This is a genomic window from Pseudoflavonifractor capillosus (assembly GCF_016902575.1).
Lineage (GTDB): Bacteria > Bacillota > Clostridia > Oscillospirales > Oscillospiraceae > Enterenecus > Enterenecus capillosus_A.
Genome location: NZ_JACSNZ010000001.1, coordinates 110,111 through 125,828, shown reverse-complemented (window position 1 = coordinate 125,828; position 15,718 = coordinate 110,111). Strand labels below are relative to the sequence as shown.

Here is a 15,718-nt window from a genome sequence, read left to right as displayed (position 1 = left end):
AACGGAGCGTGATGTATTTGAAACGACTTCTCGCCCTCTTATGCAGCCTCGCCCTGGTGTTCTGTCTCGTCCCTTCCACGGCATTTGCATCAGGAGGCAACGGGAACATTGACGGTGGCGGCGGCGGGATGGGGCAAGGCACATCCTCAAACTTCTGGAATCCCGGCAACGATGGCGTGCGCATCACGGTTGTGGATGCGGAAAGCGGCGCTGCCGTGTCCTCACCGCTGGACTTTTCCAACCGGACACAGAAAAGCAGTATCCTCCATTTCGGCAAGGTCAACAAGCTGCAGTACCTGAGCGGCTCCGGCCTCTCCCTCCAGTCCGGGGTGGCCTATTCCTGCATCAAGCCCGCACAGTCCATGCCCACCATCGTCAGCAGCAAGGGCCAGAGCAACATTGACGCCATCAAGCGGTACTTCTGCTCGGAATATGCCTGCATGATGGTCGCCCAGGCTGCGGGTGTGGACTATGAGCGGATGATCGCTGGAGAATATAAGCTGCTGATCGAGCCCATCGCCTACTTTACCCACAACGGCCAATATTACTGCATGACGGCCACCGAGGCCGGCCTTTACGATCAGATGTCCGGCGGCAACCTGCGCCGAACCATGACCTCGCTGACCCATAAGAACCTGCCGCTTTCCATGTTTCTGGAGTTCAGCGACCTTGGTATTTCCGCCTGGACCGGCAACACCACCGGGACGCAGAACAATTCCGACATCATCAATACACTGGGCGTCGGCATCGTCTGGTTTGATGAAGCCCCGCCCGAGGGGGATATTGAGGCCCCCGATGTGGAGTACCGGGTAGATACCGATGTCATTACCTCTGTCACCTTGCGGACAGATACCGACCTGACGCCGGATAATCCCGCTTCGGTGACCTTCCACATCCTTGGCACCACCTACCGAGTCAACGATGTGGTGATTCCCGCAGGTGACAGCCAGGTGGTCTGGGTCAAGTGGCACACCCCTTCCACACCGCAGACAGTCACCATTACCATATCCGTCAGCGGGGCCTATACCGCCCAGGATACCTTTGTGGCGGAGATCGTGGACCTGAATGAGCATATTCCGCCTGACCCGGTGGCGACTGATACCAACCCCGGTTATACGGTACCGTCCCTGCCCAACGAAACGCAGAAGCTCACCGCCAACTGGGGCGTCTGGAGCTGCTATTGGGTGCCGGTATGGGTCTGGTGCGACCATGGGGAAGACGGCGGGCACTGGGTCGATGAAGGCTACTGGGAATATGAGTACACCGGCTATTCCGCCTCCATCAGCGGCGTTATGTCCCTGATGCCGGACGATATTGTGCCGACGGCCTCCGGAAAGTCCATGAAGAGCGGGTACGGCGTCAAACAGGATGTGACAGCCACGCTCTCCACCGACGCGCCCACCAGCCACATCACCCACCCGCAGACGGCCTTTTCCGTGTTCCCCGAATTCCAGTACGAAACATACTTACGCCTCCTGCAGCGGGTGTCCAGCGGCCGGAGCGCCAAATTCACCTTCCAGCCCAATGAGTTCTCGACTTACAGCCGGGAAGTGCATTTTACCCCCATCTGGTTCCCGGATGCGACAAACTTCACCGTCTTCACCCAGGTCTGGGACACCTGGACGCCGGACGGGATGCTGAGTATCAACCTGAACGACTATGTTTCCATTGATGGGAGCCTCTATGATGACTGGTACACCAATCGAGAGTAATGTGTGGATGGCCTACCTGCTCACTGTTTTTCTGGTGGTGACGGGCTTTGCCGTCTACGACATCCTATACAGGCGGGTGCCCGACCGGGCGCTCGTCTTTTTTATCCCCCTGGCCGCGCTGGCCCCGCTGATCCAGGTCTACTTCATTCTGGAGTATGGCCGGACGCCCATTTTCATCTGGCCAGTTGTGGCCGAGGCGCTGGTGGGTGCGCTGCTGGGCTTCTGCATCCCACTGGCCGCTGCTATGGCGACCGGCGGCAGCGGCATGGGCGGCGGGGACATCAAATTCTGCGGGGTGTTGGGCCTGGTCTATGGCCCCTCCGGCATGGCGCTGGTATTCCTGGTAGCCGCCGGCTTTGCCATGCCGGTGGTGCTGCTGTTCCGGCGGCTCTTGCGGGACAAACAGCCCACCGCGATCCCGTTTTTACCTTTTCTGGCCTGCGGCTGCTCTGTGGCGACGCTGGCTGAACTATTTTTATGACAGGAGAGATGCTTATGAAACTCAACAACCGATTTATCTTCGGCATTCTGTCCCTGGTTCTGGCGGCGGTCATCGCATTTGTGGCACTGCCCACCATTGCCCGGCAGACCAACGGCAAGACAGAAATCGTCCGCATCACTCAGCCGGTGCTGAAGGGCGAAAAGATCACCAGCGACAATGCCGAAGTCGTAGAAGTGGGCGGGTACAATCTCCCGTCCAATGTGGCCCACAGCATGGAGGATGTGGAGGGCCTGTATGTAACAGCCGACCTGGCCGCAGGCGACTATATCCTCACCAGCAAGGTCAGCACCGTACCTGTTTCCTCGGATGTGGCGCTCAACGATATCCCCTCCGGCAAGGTCGCCATCTCGCTGACTGTAAAAACGCTGGCCTCCGGCCTGTCGGATAAGCTGCAGCCGGGCGACATCATCCGCATTTATCACTTCCTGGAGACGGCGGAAGAGGTGCCGGAGCTGCGCTTTGTCAAGGTGCTGTCGGTCACCGACTCTGACGGTATCAATGTGGACAACACCAAGGAGCCTACCGAGGACGAAGAGCCGCAGCAGTCTGCCACCATCACTGTGCTGGCAAGCCCGGAGCAGGCCCGTATCATTACCGAGATGGAAAATGACGGCGTGGCCCATGTGGCGCTGATCTCCCGCAACAACGACCAGCTGGCCGAGGAACTGCTGGCTGAGCAGGACAAGACGCTTCAGGAGATCTACTTCCCCGAAACACTGGTTGAAGAAAATGCTGAAAGCCAGGATGGCGGAGAAACTGCTGAAGGCGCCGCAGATAGCGAGTCCACAGGCGAAGCGGGCACCGAAAATACGGAAGGCGGTGTGGAAACAACTCCTGCGGACAGCATCCCGGAAGACGGCGAATAAAAATGGGCGGTGAACAGATTCACCGCCCGATTCCTCACTGCTGGGTAGAAAGATGATCCTCGTTAATCAGGAAAAGCTGTGGATTTTCTTTGCCCAAGTCAACAAGACGCTGGGTAAAACCGCTTTTAGAAAATATCCCAAAAATAGGCTGATAGCCTTTCCATACCTTTTGGATTTCGCCAGAAGCCTGCACCTTATCGCGGAGAGCAAAAAAGACAGGCGCATCCACCGGCTTATTGTGGTATTTGCACTCGCCGGCAAAGAATCGCTTGTTTTGATGGTCCACCGCCATCACATCAATTTCCGTATCGCTGTCCAAATCATTCAGCCAGTAAGCTCCGATCCGCGAGGGAACAAAGTCAATGGCACCTTCCCTGCAAAGGTCTGCAAAAATGGATCTGCAGATATCTTCATAGGCGAAGGCCACAAACTTCTGTACGAAGTCTTTTCGGATTTCATCCAGAACAATCTGCGTATTGTCCAGTTCCAGTTCCCCTTTATATGGATAGACATACCGGAACCAGAAACGCACAAAGTTATCAGAGATGAAATAAAGGCCTTTACGGGACTTCTCCGGATTTTTCTCCGTAACCGGCGTTTCCTTCACGACAAAGCCAAGGTCGCTGAGCGTGGAAAGATATGGCGTCAGCGCGGAAGTTTCTGTCCCCAGAGCTCCCGCAATTTTCCCCAGCTTGTGGTTTCCATCCGCCATCACGCGGATAATGGAAAAATAGTTGACAGCGGATACCACTTCATCTTTCAGCAGAAAGTTTGGTTCTTCATACAGAAAACCGTTCTTCGAGAGAACCGCAGACTCCACCTGTTCCAGCAGTCCTTCCTGATCGTTGAAAAACTCCAGATATTTGGGTACGCCGCCGGTAATCGCATATTGCTCCACCGCACGCTCAAAAGAAAGATGCTGAGCGGCATACACATCCGGGAACGACAAAGGCGCCAACCGGATCTGTGCAGTCCGGCGGCCATACAGGGGGCTGTCATAAGACAGCGCGTGTTTTTGCATCATTCCAATCAAGGAGCCGCAAAGAATCAGCATCACATTGCTGTCCTTGAGGATCTCGTCCCATGCGTTTTGCAGAATAGACGGGAACGCCGGATTGGATTTAACCAGATAAGGAAATTCATCAATAATCAAGACTTTCTTTTCCTCCGGCCGGAATTCCGCAATGATATGGAACAAATCTAGCCAGTCGGAAAAGGCTGCACGCTGCAGCAACGGATTCTGTGTTACCCGGGACACAACACCAGACAGCCGTTTTATGCTTTGTGATTCCACTTCCTCCGTTGCGAGAAAGTAGAATGCCAGCTTACCCTTGATAAATTCTTTAATCAGCGTTGTTTTTCCTACACGCCGCCTGCCGTAAATCACAACAAAGCTGCTGTCTTTTTGGTATTCCCTTTCAAGAGACTCCAGTTCCCGTTGTCTGCCGATAAACTTCATGTTAACGCCTCCTTTATCATAATTCATTTTATGATAATCTATCTTATATTATACATTTGTTTTGCAAAAAGTCAAGGGCATTCCACCCTTGGGAAAGGAGTTTCCTATGGGAAAAGTCATTACTGTCTGGGGCAGCCCGGGGAGCGGGAAAAGTATGTTTTCCTGCATCCTGGCAAAAGCCCTGACCCGCGACAAGCGGAAAGCCATCATCATCAATGCGGAGATCAGCGTCCCCATGCTCCCGGTCTGGCTGCCGGAGCAGATCATTCAGACCAACGCCTCGGTGGGGCAGGTCCTGAGCAGCGTAGAGATCGACACCACGCTGGTGGCAAGCCATGTCACGGTGCTCAAAAGCTATCCTTTCATCGGCCTGATGGGCTATTCCGCCGGTGAGAATCCGCTGAGCTATCCGGAAGTCAAGTATGCTATGGTACTCCAGCTGGTCAACGCTGCCGCAAAGCTGGTGGATTTCGTCATCCTGGACTGCAGTTCCAACATGACCAATGTGTTTACCCCGGCGGCGATTGAGTCCGGCGATCTGGTCATCCGCCTGCTCACCCCCGACCTGAAAGGCGTCAACTACCTGAAAGCCCATCAGCCCCTGCTGGTGGATGGCCGTTTCCACTATGACCAGCACATGACCTTCGCCGGCATGGCCCGCCCCTTCCACGCCCTGGATGAAATGGGCTATATCATCGGCGGCTTTGACGGCCTTCTGCCCTATGGTAAGGAGATCGACCGCTGCGCCACTGAGGGCGGGATGTTCCAGGCCATCAAATACTGCAATCCCAAGTACACCGCCTCACTTAGCAAGGTGCTGGACGCTTTGGAGCAGATGGAACTGGCCGAGCAGGCGGCAGAGGATGCGGACGACGTGGACGAGTTCGAGGAGGATGACGCCGATGAATAATCTCAACGACATATTCTTCGCGCCGGCGGCCAACCAGGACCTGACCTATGACCAGGTGCTGGAGGATGTGCAGCGGTATTTTGCTGAAAATCACGCCTCCACCATTGCTGAGGCCGGCGAGGGCAACGCCGAGCGGGCCACCACACTGCTCAAAGAGCTGATGGTACAGTACATCGTCAAGCGGAAATACGCCATCGAAGGGCTGACTACCGAAGAACTGTGTGAAAAGCTCTATGAGGATATGGCCGGGTACTCCTTCCTCAAGAAGTGGATCTACAAGCCCGGCATTGAGGAAGTCAACATCAACGCCTACAACGACATCGAAGTGATCGAGGCCGGCGGGCGCAGCATCAAGATCCCGGATAAGTTTTCCTCCCCGCAGCACGCCATTGATGTGGTGCGCCGTATGCTCAATGCCTGCGGCATGGTCATTGACGACACCATGCCCAGTGTGGTGGGCTTTCTGGACAAAAACATCCGTATCTCTGTGGACAAGACGCCCATTGTAGACCCGGATGTGGGGATCAACGCCTCCATCCGTATCGTCAACCAGCAGACAGTCTCCGAGCAGAAGCTGCTGGATTCCGGCAGCGCCACCGCAGAGATGCTTCACTTCCTGATGGCCTGCATCCGGTATGGCGTCAGCGTGTGCATTGCGGGCTCCACCGGCTCCGGCAAGACCACCATCATGGCCTGGCTGCTCTCCAATGTACCCAACAACCAGCGCCTTATCACCATAGAGGAAGGCAGCCGTGAGTTTGATCTGGTCAAGCGGGATGAAAACGGGAATATCTTAAACTCCGTCATTCACCTGCTGACCCGGCCCAGCGAAAATCCGGCACTGAACATCAACCAGGACTTTCTTTTGGAGCGGGTGCTGCGCAAACATCCCAATGTCATCGGCGTCGGCGAGATGCGGTCCGCCGCAGAGAGCCTGTCGGCCGCCGAGAGCTCCCGCACCGGCCATACCGTCTGCACCACCATCCACTCCAATTCCTGCAACAGCACTTACCGCAGGATGATGACCCTCGCCAAGCGCAAATACAGCATGGACGACGCCGTGCTCATGGAGATCATGGTGGAGGCCTATCCCATCGTGGTATTTACCAAGCAGCTGGAAGACCGTTCCCGTAAGATCATGGAGATTCTGGAGGGCGAGGACTACCGGGACGGACAGCTCATTTCCCACACGCTCTACAAGTTTGAGGTGGAGGACAATGTGACCGATGAAAAGGGAGAGATCCATGTAGTGGGCCATCACCGGAAGGTGGGCCTGATCTCGGATACTTTGAAAAAACGGCTCCTTGACAACGGCATCTCCAATAAGGAGCTGGCGGAGTTCATGGACGCCCCGAAGGAGGTGGATTAAAGGTTGCAGTGGATCTACATCATTTGCTTTGCGCTGATCAGCGCGGGCCTCCTGGCCCTGTTCGGCGTGCGGCCGGGGGATTTCATCGACGCCCTGTTCCGCTCCCAGCGCAAGGCAGCTACTCTGTCTGACGAACTCAATGTCCTGATGGGTACGCCCGCCAAGGGCTTCTTCAACCAGGACTATGAGCTGAAGCAGATTTTGAAAGGCACCGGCCGCTCCGACCGCTATGAGGCGGTCAAGCGGCTGTCGCTGATCCTGTTTGCGGTGGGCGCTGTACTGGCGCTGCTTATCAACAATGTGTATATGGTGCCGATCCTGGGCATTGGCTTTTCGCTGGCACCCATCTGGTATCTGCGCAGCACAGCTGCCAGCTACAAGAAGCATCTGAATGAGGAGCTGGAGACCGCTATCTCCATCATCACCACCTCCTACCTTCGCACGGAGGACCTGATCCGGGCGGTCAAGGAAAACCTGCCCTACATCAATGAGCCGGTGAAGGCCAACTTCGAGGCATTTGTGTACGAGGCGGAACTGATCAACGCCAACCTGACCAGCGCCATCAACTCGCTGAAGATGAAGGTCCCCAACCGGGTATTTCATGAGTGGTGCAACATCCTCATTCAGTGCCAGTCTGACCGCTCCATGAAAAACACGCTGCCCACCATCGCCCAGAAGTTCAGCGATGTGCGCGTGGTGCAGTCTGAGCTGGAGGCCATGATGCAGGGCCCGCGCCGTGAGGCCATCACGATGATGTTCCTGGTGGTCGCCAATGTGCCGCTGCTTTACTTCCTCAACGAAGACTGGTTCCATACGCTCATCTTCACCACACCCGGCAAAATTGCCCTGGCGATCTGCGCGGCCATTATTCTCTTTGCCCTGACGCAGATCATGAAGCTGAGCAAGCCCATTGAATACGGAGGTGACGGCGCATGACCCTTTTGGCACTTGTGGCAATCATCTTCTTTAGTTTTGCCACCTACAATCTGACCTGCGCCTTTGTGGATATTCCCACAAAGAAGACCTCCCGCATGATGATGCTGGCCCGCAAGCAGCAGGGCGTAAAGGCCGAGAAACTGCTGGATGTCTACATCACCAAAATCGCCGGACTGATCGCCCCGTACCTGAAGCTGGATAAGCTCAAGCGGAACAAGCTGCAGCGGGCGCTGGATATTGCCGGCCTGGAACTGACGCCGGAGATCTACACGGCCCGGGCCTGGGTCACGGCGGGCGCCGTCGGCCTTTGTTCTATCCTGATGGTGTTTCTGGTGCCGCTGATGGTTCCCGTACTGATCGGGCTTGCGGTGGCGCTGTGGTTCTCGACCTATTACAGCGTCTTCGATTTCGTTAAGAAGCGCCGCAAGCTCATTGAAAGCGAGATCCCCCGGTTCGCCCTGACCATTGGGCAGAACCTGGAGAACGACCGGGATGTGCTGAAGATCCTTACCTCTTACCGCCGGGTAGCGGGCAAGGACTTCGGCGCAGAGCTGGACCAGACCATTGCCGACATGAAAACCGGCAACTATGAGAATGCCCTGATCCGTTTTGAAACCCGCATTGGCAGCCCCATGCTGTCCGATGTAATCCGCGGCCTGATCGGCGTGCTTCGCGGCGACGACCAGCGGATGTATTTCAAGATGATCTGCTTTGACATGAGGCAGATCGAGCAGAACAATCTGAAAAAGGAAGCGGCCAAGCGCCCCAAGAAGATCCAGCGTTACTCCATGATGATGCTCATTTGCATTATGATCATCTATCTGGTGGTCCTCTGCACCGAGGTCATGAGTTCCCTGGGCGCTTTCTTCGGCTGACAGGTATCCGCCCACGCCTCTGGTGTGGGCTTTCCATATACCCGCTCCCACCCGGGAGCGAATCTACGATGGAGGTGATGCTTTGTACCGCAGTGGGTTCCCATAGCAGCCGTTATACCGGCTGCCTTTCATCCATTCCTCCAGGGCCGGCCTGCTCCCAGGCCGGCCTTGAACCTACCGTCTGAACAGGAGAAATCCATGTCGAAGAAAAAGTATATTCCGCCTGACGGCGAAGATGGGCGGCGGCGCCGGTTCCGGTTGCTTTTGCGCCAGAAGCCGAAAGCGTATCCGGACAGGCCCCGCTCCAACAAAAACAGCCTGCTCAAGCCTATCCGCCGGTCCTGACCGGCCATAACCATACCCAAATCCAATATCACATTTACAGGAGGTATTTCCATGAAGAAGTTTACCAGCTGCATCCGCAGCAAAGCGAACGGCCTCGCGCTTCGGGCCCGTATGGCGCTCTCCAACCAGCGCGGCGATTTCTACATCTCTGATGCGGTCAAAATCATCATCGCCGTTGTGCTGGGCGCCCTGCTGCTGGCGGCCCTGACCCTCATCTTCAACGATACGGTCATCCCCCGGATCACGCAGGAGATCGAGGGCCTGTTTGGCGCGGCCAACTAAGGGCTTGTTCGCTTAAATGCCGTCAGCGGGGATCAGCCTGTGGACATCCACAGCTGGTCCCCGCTTTTTTATTTTCTCAAAAAACGACTATTGGAGGTAGAGGATGAAAACATCCTGCAAATTTTATTCCTTTCTGCGGGCCGTTCGTGGGAACTGGCGCAATGCCATCTTTGTCAGCTGTGGCTGCGATGCCTGTATGTATGGCCGGGAGAAGCCCTGTTCCGGATTCCTGCTGACAGTGGATGAGTGCGGGCAGGTCATGCTTCTGCCTGCGGAAACCGTACATGAGCTAACCGGCGAGGAGGTAGAACCTACCGAGTGCAGTGCCGTCCTGTCGCGCCGCTCCTTTGACGCCGCTTTTTCCAAGTACATCGAATGGCATGCGCCGGACCCTGCCGCTTGTACGCTCAGGCAGCTTTGTCTGGACTCCAGCTGCAGCCAGAACAGCTGATTTTTACACAGAAAGACGTCATCGCGCCGTCTTTGGCGCGTCTTTGGAGGTGATGATTTTATGATGAAGCAAAAACAGATCAAATGTCCTTATTGCCATGCCAATGCCTCTCTCCGCCCGGCCAGCGTGGTTTACGGCTTGAACCGCCGCTCCCAGGGGAAATTTCTCTATCTCTGCGACCGCTGGCCCGCCTGCGATGCCTATGTGAGCGCCCATGACAGGACGCACCGGCCTATGGGCACTTTGGCAAATGGAGATCTCCGGCACAAGCGCATTTTGGCGCACCGGGCATTGGAGCAGCTGCAGCAGAGCCGGCACATGGAAAAATGGGAGGTCTACATCTGGCTCCAGGCAAAGCTGGGGCTGGATGAACGGCAGGCCCATATCGGCCAGTTTTCCGAATGGATGTGCGATGAGGTCGTCCGCCTCTGTAGGCAGGCCTCAGCTCCTCCCGCCGCCGGACAGGCGGCAGCCTGACGGGAGGTGAGCAAATGACCAGCCTGACGAAACAGCAGCAGGAACTCGTTGCTCAAAACCTGCCGGTGGTGCATTGGGTGATCTGCGATTATATCCATGTGAATCCGACTATCTGCGGCCTGGAGTACAGCGATCTGTTCCAGGAGGGGTGCGTCTGGCTCTGCAAAGCCGCGGCCACCTATAAGGACGATGGGCGGGCACAGTTTGCCACCTACGCCAAAACAGTCGTAAAAAACGGGCTTCTGTCCTATTGCCGGACGATCTGCAACAGGGGCAAGATGTTCAGCCGGCTCATTATTGGGGAGCATGGGGAACTGGCCGCTGACGGCGAGGCCCTGGAGCCGCAGTCCGACGCTTTTGACGCCCAAGTGTCCCTGATGGAAACGCTGTCGCTTCTGGAGACCAGCAAGCAGGACTATGACGGTGTGGCCCGGCTTGGGATTGAGGCTCTGGCGCTCAAGCTCCAGGGGATGCGGGTCACGGATATTGCGGAACTCTACCAGGTTCCGCCCTCCCATGTGGGTGCATGGATCTCGCGCTCGGTCGCCAAGTTGCGCAGTGACCCCCGCTTTCTGGCAAGCCTGCTTTGATTTTGTTGAAAACCACGGCCTTCCCGCAGTAAAGGATATATATAAGGAGGCATTGATCGATGGAACAGAAAAACTTATATACTGCAATCGGCCGTCTGGAGCGGGAAACAAATGGCTGCGGCCGGTCCTGCCCGGTCATCCGCCTTGGCGGTCAGCCCTACATGGTGGATATGCAGGAGCTGGTCGTTTGGACTGCCCTGAATTGGCGGATCTCCAAGTGGGAGGATATTTCTTTTCAGTGCGATAAGCTAGCTTCATCTATGGGCGGTGCTGTCAGCCGGCCCTGGGATGACTGCGTGAACCGCCTGCTTACCCGCGGCCTGCTGGTTTCCGGCTGCGGGGAGACCGAATATGATGCGCTGTATGATCTGTTGAGTTCCCTGGGCATCATCCCCACCAGCGGCTCTGCCCTGGTGCGCGGCGTATCGTTTATGAAGCTGGTATTCAGCCGTCGCGTTTCAGTCGGGCAGGCGCTGAAGCTGTTTCGCAAAGACCGCCGAACCGACTATGAATCCCGCGTCATGCGGCTTTCCCGGCAGGCCCTGCTTTCCACTGCGGAGATCATCAAATGTGTGGAGCAGGATATCTTCTCCCTCCCCAGCGAGCGGGTCCTGATGGAGAAGGTGTACGGCGACAGCGAAACCACCTGCCAGAATATCGCCAGCCTGATGAAGAACAGCCGGAGCAGCCAGGCGGTAACGCTGGCCGTTGCCAACCTGTATCTGCGCCAGCAAATCATTTTTGAAAGGATCAGCACATGAAAAACCAATGGAGCCAATTTCCCTTTGTCCTGCGGCGCAAAATCCTGCTGACATTCCTGGCCGGGATCGCCAGCATAGCAGTCAGCCTTGTGATCTTCACTGTCACCGCAGACCGCATCCTTCTGGTGCTGGGTGGACTTATTTTTGCCGCTTCTCTGGTGCTGGGCAGCAGCCTATGGCGCACCGCCGCCCGGGGCCAGTACGAAGTGGTGGAAGGGGTCTGCGCCGGTGTCAGCACCCCTATGCTGCGTCGTTACCGCAAGATCCAGCTGATTGATGAACAGGGGTCGGAGCGCACTTTGCTGTTGAGCAAAACCGCCAAGTTCCAGATCGGCGCCCGCTACCGCTTTTATTTTCAAAAAGGGAGCCGGCCTGCCGTCGGAAACGACTATCTGGACGCCGCTCTCTCCACCAATAGTTTTCTTGGATACGAGGCGCTGGAGGACGCAGCCTCCTGTGATGAAGATATGGAAAGCAGGGAGTAAACACCCCATGAGTAAAGAAAAGGGATACGGCACCAAAGCCATAGCTTCAGTGCCGTATCCCTCTATTTTTCTATTCTCATCCAGCGAATAGTTTCGATTTTGCTTGGCATGGTTTGCCCAATAACAATTTTGACTTGATTTCAACTTTACCTATATTTTTCTACATCTATTACTCTGGAAAAATAGTCGCATAAGTTCATGTTGTGAGTCACCATGATTATAGTGACCCCTCTTTCATTTAATTTTTGTAACAGCGACATAACTATTGCTTCATTATTCTTATCAAGGCCCGATGTAGGTTCATCCGCTAATATAATTTTGCTTCCTTGTAAAATCAATTTGATAATGGCAATCCTCTGTTGCTCTCCTCCACTCAACTGATATATTTTTTTGTTCAGCATATCATCCAAGCCAAACTGCTTTAAATACTTGTTGATCTTTCTTAATTTCTCCCCTTTGCCTATTTTTTTATATTCAAGGGCCAGTTTCAAATTCCATAATACACTTTCATCTTCAACCAGCCCATAATTTTGAAAAAGATAACCTATTGTATGCCGTCTAAGGAGCATAGCATTTTTGCTTTTCATAGACAAATTTTTGTAATTGCCAATCGTTATTGTTCCCGCCGATATATCGGTAATCAGTCCGATTATATTTAGAAGTGTTGTTTTGCCTGCGCCGCTTTTTCCAATGAGGCCAACAAATTCTCCTTGCTCTATCTTTAAAGATAAATCATTGAATAATATTTGGTTTTTTCCATATTCCTTTTTAATGTTTTTCAATACGATCAATGACATACTTATGCCCCCTTTTCGATTTCATATAAAGCCTTTTGGATATAAGTCCGGTATATCAATTCGCAAAACAGGTAGTCCAGTAGCACGATTGCAAAAAAGCAAGCAAAGTAATAATTGATAGCAGTCAAGATTACTGATGCGATTATTTCCATTGCCCAAACAATATAACGGCTCTTTAGTATTTTAAAATGAGAAAAGCCCATAATCTCTTTTAAAGCGTATCGTTTCCGGTTAACAAAAACATCTACATAATTTGAGATGTATAGAATAAACACCAGTGAGACCACAAATACGATAGCGAACATCGTAAGGGTTTTAAGGACAAACGTCACGCTTTCTAATTGTGTTAAGTAAGGAGTCAGCAATGTTCCTGCCACGACTAACTGTGCCAGATCATATTTCGTTAACAGGGCAGAAAATTCTTCTCTTGACTCTACTGAAAAGAACAAACTTCTATTATTTAAAGCATCTAAATAATAAAGCCCTCCAAAATCTCCTGTATCAACAATGATAATACCACCAGTTATATCCGAAAAACCTTTCTCTGTATTAACCTTTATAGTGGAACTATCATCAATATAAACAATATTAAATTCATTTGCGCGTGTTTCTTCTTGTATCCCGTAATTTTGGTTATAGTTCAGCAGCAAATCATATTCTCCGGCAAGATGTTCTTTTATAACGCTTTCGTCATCCTTATACATATTAGGAATTAAGACCGTTGGTGTACTAAAAACACTTTCATCCAAAGGAGTTCCGTTTACTTGAATATTGGAAAATTCCTTTATATAATTAAGATTTGCAATAATAGTTTGTTGGACATAATATGGGCGCGAAGCTCCCATTGGGCCTTGAGCTTCATCACTACCTGTATAATCGCATAACAATGAATGATGGTTCCTATATAGCTCTAAAATTGAGTTTGAATAACGCTCCGATACATCCGGGTTTGATATGGCATAATTATATTCTGCTGAATTAAAGCCATTAGATGTATAATAGCCATCAAGGTATTTATAGTCTAAAACCGCCTGTTGACTTTTCGTAAATTCTCCACTTTGCTCAAGCAAAGAAATGATAGTAATAGCAATTACAACAGAAAACGCAACCTTTATAACTTGTACGATCACATTGGTGCTTTTGTTTAATGTTTTATTTTTTATCATTGCTTCCAAACGAACAAATTTTATTAAAACGCTTGTAAGAAGCAAACAAAGCACATTTACAACTAAGACAATTCCGAAGAAGAATATGCTCATAATCAAATAGGAAAAATCAAAGCGGTTTGTAAATGCGTAATACAGGTTCAGTAAAGCCAACAGAGCTAAACATACAATAGAGTAGTATTTTGCTATACTGAGGATTTGTTCTTTCAATATGCGCAAAGTGGAGAAACCCATACTCTTTTTTATACCTATCTTTTTCAGGCTATAAGAAGTATAGATGCCGTATATTATTAGAATGACAATGAACAAGATAATAAAATTAAAAAGGTTCAACTCTAATATCATGCTATACGGAATAGACGTATCTTCATATTCAATTATTTGTGTAGATAGCTGTGTTGCGAGTTGATCTATTTCCTCAACAGATAGATCCGTATAGAATATGCCTACGCTGTCTAAAAAATCTTCTATTGTTAATTCGTAATATTCAAATTCGATTGTACTGGACACAGGTTGTTTTTGTGAAAATTCATCCAGGGGATAGCAATATAAATCATAAGTAGATTTATCCGTCGTAGTTAGTGTGTTGTTGATGATTTCTAACTTATTGTTCGGATAATCCTCAATGAATGCAGTATAAAATTGATTGAGGATCTCCGGCGATGTTTCTTCAATCATATAACCACTTAAATTATCAGCGGCAATATTATTTTTCTCGTATATATTGTAAATTGAGCTATTGAAAATATATACGAATAACAATATCTCAAGGAAAACGAAAATCTTCAAAAAGTTTTTCATACACAATATCCCCCTCGAAAAATGATATCTTTTTTATATTATAGCAGTACATCTTAAATTTCTACTATCATAAATCTTATATATTTTTTCTATGGTATAGTTTTTACCCGGACTTTATTACATTTGAACCACTATCAGATTGATTTTGTAGAACCACTTTTTACCACCATTTCAAAGTTTCTTAATATGCCAAACTCAGAGCCCTGTAAAAATCACATTGTTCAGATACTGCTTTTGCACACAGATTTACCGTAGCAAATCGGTTGAATTTATTCAGCTATTGCATTTATTATATAACACATGGGGAACAGCCGTCAACGAATAACCCAGACATTCAAGGCATCATTTAAAAGTAAAAATTCTTGATACATTGCAAGATTTTCGTTGTTTTCTCATATTTAGTGAGCATCGCTATCCGAGGTTGGTACGAAGTGGTAGAAGGCCTCTGTGCCGGCGTCAGCACCCCTGATGGAAAGATAGCAAGCAGTCCATGAGCAAGAAATAGGGATACGGCACCAAAGCTATAGTTTCAGTGCCGTATCCCTCTATTTTGTTATTCTCATCCGGTAGCCGTGGCCTCGGACGGTTTCGATGATGTCAGCCCCCAGTTTGCGGCGGAGCTTGTAGACCATGCTGGAGATCCCTGTCCAGCTGGCGTCAAAGGAGTCCGCGGCAACGGCCTCATAGATCTGACGGGCGGAGAACACCTGTCCCGGTCGGCGGGCCAACAGGAGCAGAATATCAAACTCCATCGGCGTCAATTCTACCCTCACGCCTTTTTGATATACTAAACGCTGTTGCGGGACAATTTGTAAAGTCCCATGCAAAAGCGGTGTGTCATCCGAGGCTGCTAATGAGAAGAAATCTGAGACAGCGGAAAGAGTCATTACAGTGTTTGAGAAGATAGCTTCCTCGTTTTCATCGAAAGATAAGA

Annotated in this window: 18 protein-coding genes; 14 read left to right on the top strand and 4 right to left on the bottom strand. The window is 51.5% G+C overall.

The features are described from left to right. The first annotated feature begins 11 nt into the window (after positions 1-11). Genes H9X86_RS00710 through cpaB form a run of 3 tightly spaced genes read left to right on the top strand, consistent with a single transcriptional unit; the run spans position 12 to position 3,080 of the window. Positions 12-1,712, top strand: a complete 1,701-nt coding sequence (locus tag H9X86_RS00710) for a DUF8193 domain-containing protein (RefSeq protein ID WP_204899677.1) — start codon at positions 12-14, stop codon at positions 1,710-1,712. Next, a complete protein-coding gene (locus H9X86_RS00705) occupies positions 1,687-2,193 on the top strand; it encodes a prepilin peptidase (protein ID WP_243416763.1) in 507 nt (168 codons plus the stop codon). The genes H9X86_RS00710 and H9X86_RS00705 overlap by 26 nt, the downstream gene beginning before the upstream one ends. A gap of 14 nt (positions 2,194-2,207) precedes the next feature. Continuing rightward, the gene (cpaB, locus tag H9X86_RS00700) at positions 2,208-3,080 is read left to right on the top strand and encodes a Flp pilus assembly protein CpaB (protein ID WP_242959222.1); all 873 of its coding nucleotides are present in this window, start codon (positions 2,208-2,210) and stop codon (positions 3,078-3,080) included. Between the two features lie 34 nt (positions 3,081-3,114). Here cpaB and H9X86_RS00695 read toward each other — a convergent pair whose 3' ends face one another. Further along, positions 3,115-4,539, bottom strand: a complete 1,425-nt coding sequence (locus H9X86_RS00695; RefSeq protein ID WP_204899675.1) for an ATP-binding protein — start codon at positions 4,537-4,539, stop codon at positions 3,115-3,117. Between the two features lie 106 nt (positions 4,540-4,645). Here H9X86_RS00695 and H9X86_RS00690 point away from each other — a divergent pair, with 106 nt between their 5' ends. The 11 genes from H9X86_RS00690 to H9X86_RS00640 all read left to right on the top strand — a co-directional run bounded on the left by H9X86_RS00690 (position 4,646) and on the right by H9X86_RS00640 (position 12,020). Further along, the gene (locus tag H9X86_RS00690) at positions 4,646-5,449 is read left to right on the top strand and encodes a CpaE/TadZ family protein (RefSeq protein WP_204899674.1); all 804 of its coding nucleotides are present in this window, start codon (positions 4,646-4,648) and stop codon (positions 5,447-5,449) included. Then, a complete protein-coding gene (locus tag H9X86_RS00685) occupies positions 5,442-6,818 on the top strand; it encodes a CpaF/VirB11 family protein (RefSeq protein WP_087221774.1) in 1,377 nt (458 codons plus the stop codon). Before H9X86_RS00690 ends, H9X86_RS00685 begins: the two co-directional genes overlap by 8 nt. 3 nt (positions 6,819-6,821) lie before the next feature. Further along, positions 6,822-7,754, top strand: coding sequence for a type II secretion system F family protein (locus tag H9X86_RS00680; RefSeq protein ID WP_058963712.1), 933 nt, complete (start codon positions 6,822-6,824; stop codon positions 7,752-7,754). Beyond that, positions 7,751-8,629: a type II secretion system F family protein gene (locus H9X86_RS00675; RefSeq protein WP_204899673.1), complete on the top strand. Its 879-nt coding sequence runs from the start codon at positions 7,751-7,753 to the stop codon at positions 8,627-8,629. The genes H9X86_RS00680 and H9X86_RS00675 overlap by 4 nt, the downstream gene beginning before the upstream one ends. Before the next feature lie 198 nt (positions 8,630-8,827). Continuing rightward, positions 8,828-8,974 carry a hypothetical protein gene (locus H9X86_RS00670; protein ID WP_204899672.1) on the top strand — a complete coding sequence of 49 codons (147 nt, stop codon included), beginning with the start codon at positions 8,828-8,830 and terminating at the stop codon, positions 8,972-8,974. Between the two features lie 51 nt (positions 8,975-9,025). Further along, positions 9,026-9,256 carry a DUF6133 family protein gene (locus H9X86_RS00665; protein ID WP_058963714.1) on the top strand — a complete coding sequence of 77 codons (231 nt, stop codon included), beginning with the start codon at positions 9,026-9,028 and terminating at the stop codon, positions 9,254-9,256. A gap of 103 nt (positions 9,257-9,359) precedes the next feature. Then, positions 9,360-9,707 carry a hypothetical protein gene (locus tag H9X86_RS00660; RefSeq protein WP_243416762.1) on the top strand — a complete coding sequence of 116 codons (348 nt, stop codon included), beginning with the start codon at positions 9,360-9,362 and terminating at the stop codon, positions 9,705-9,707. 60 nt (positions 9,708-9,767) lie between these two features. Beyond that, positions 9,768-10,184 (top strand): zinc-finger-containing protein, encoded by a 417-nt coding sequence (locus H9X86_RS00655; protein ID WP_087235924.1) that lies wholly within the window; start codon positions 9,768-9,770, stop codon positions 10,182-10,184. Positions 10,185-10,198: 14 nt separating this feature from the next. Continuing rightward, positions 10,199-10,774, top strand: coding sequence for a sigma-70 family RNA polymerase sigma factor (locus H9X86_RS00650; protein WP_087235922.1), 576 nt, complete (start codon positions 10,199-10,201; stop codon positions 10,772-10,774). A 59-nt stretch (positions 10,775-10,833) separates the two neighbouring features. Further along, complete coding sequence (locus H9X86_RS00645; protein WP_204899671.1) at positions 10,834-11,535, top strand: hypothetical protein; 702 nt, start codon at positions 10,834-10,836, stop codon at positions 11,533-11,535. Then, positions 11,532-12,020 carry a hypothetical protein gene (locus tag H9X86_RS00640; RefSeq protein ID WP_204899670.1) on the top strand — a complete coding sequence of 163 codons (489 nt, stop codon included), beginning with the start codon at positions 11,532-11,534 and terminating at the stop codon, positions 12,018-12,020. The genes H9X86_RS00645 and H9X86_RS00640 overlap by 4 nt, the downstream gene beginning before the upstream one ends. Positions 12,021-12,166: 146 nt before the next feature. Here H9X86_RS00640 and H9X86_RS00635 read toward each other — a convergent pair whose 3' ends face one another. From H9X86_RS00635 to H9X86_RS12655, 3 genes are all read right to left on the bottom strand, one after another. Continuing rightward, entirely contained in the window at positions 12,167-12,817 is a 651-nt protein-coding gene (locus H9X86_RS00635; protein WP_204899669.1) for an ATP-binding cassette domain-containing protein, read from the bottom strand. A gap of 2 nt (positions 12,818-12,819) precedes the next feature. Further along, positions 12,820-14,784 carry a bacteriocin-associated integral membrane family protein gene (locus H9X86_RS00630; RefSeq protein ID WP_204899668.1) on the bottom strand — a complete coding sequence of 655 codons (1,965 nt, stop codon included), beginning with the start codon at positions 14,782-14,784 and terminating at the stop codon, positions 12,820-12,822. A gap of 545 nt (positions 14,785-15,329) precedes the next feature. Next, positions 15,330-15,671 (bottom strand): winged helix-turn-helix domain-containing protein, encoded by a 342-nt coding sequence (locus H9X86_RS12655; protein WP_204899743.1) that lies wholly within the window; start codon positions 15,669-15,671, stop codon positions 15,330-15,332. Between the last annotated feature and the right edge of the window lie 47 nt (positions 15,672-15,718).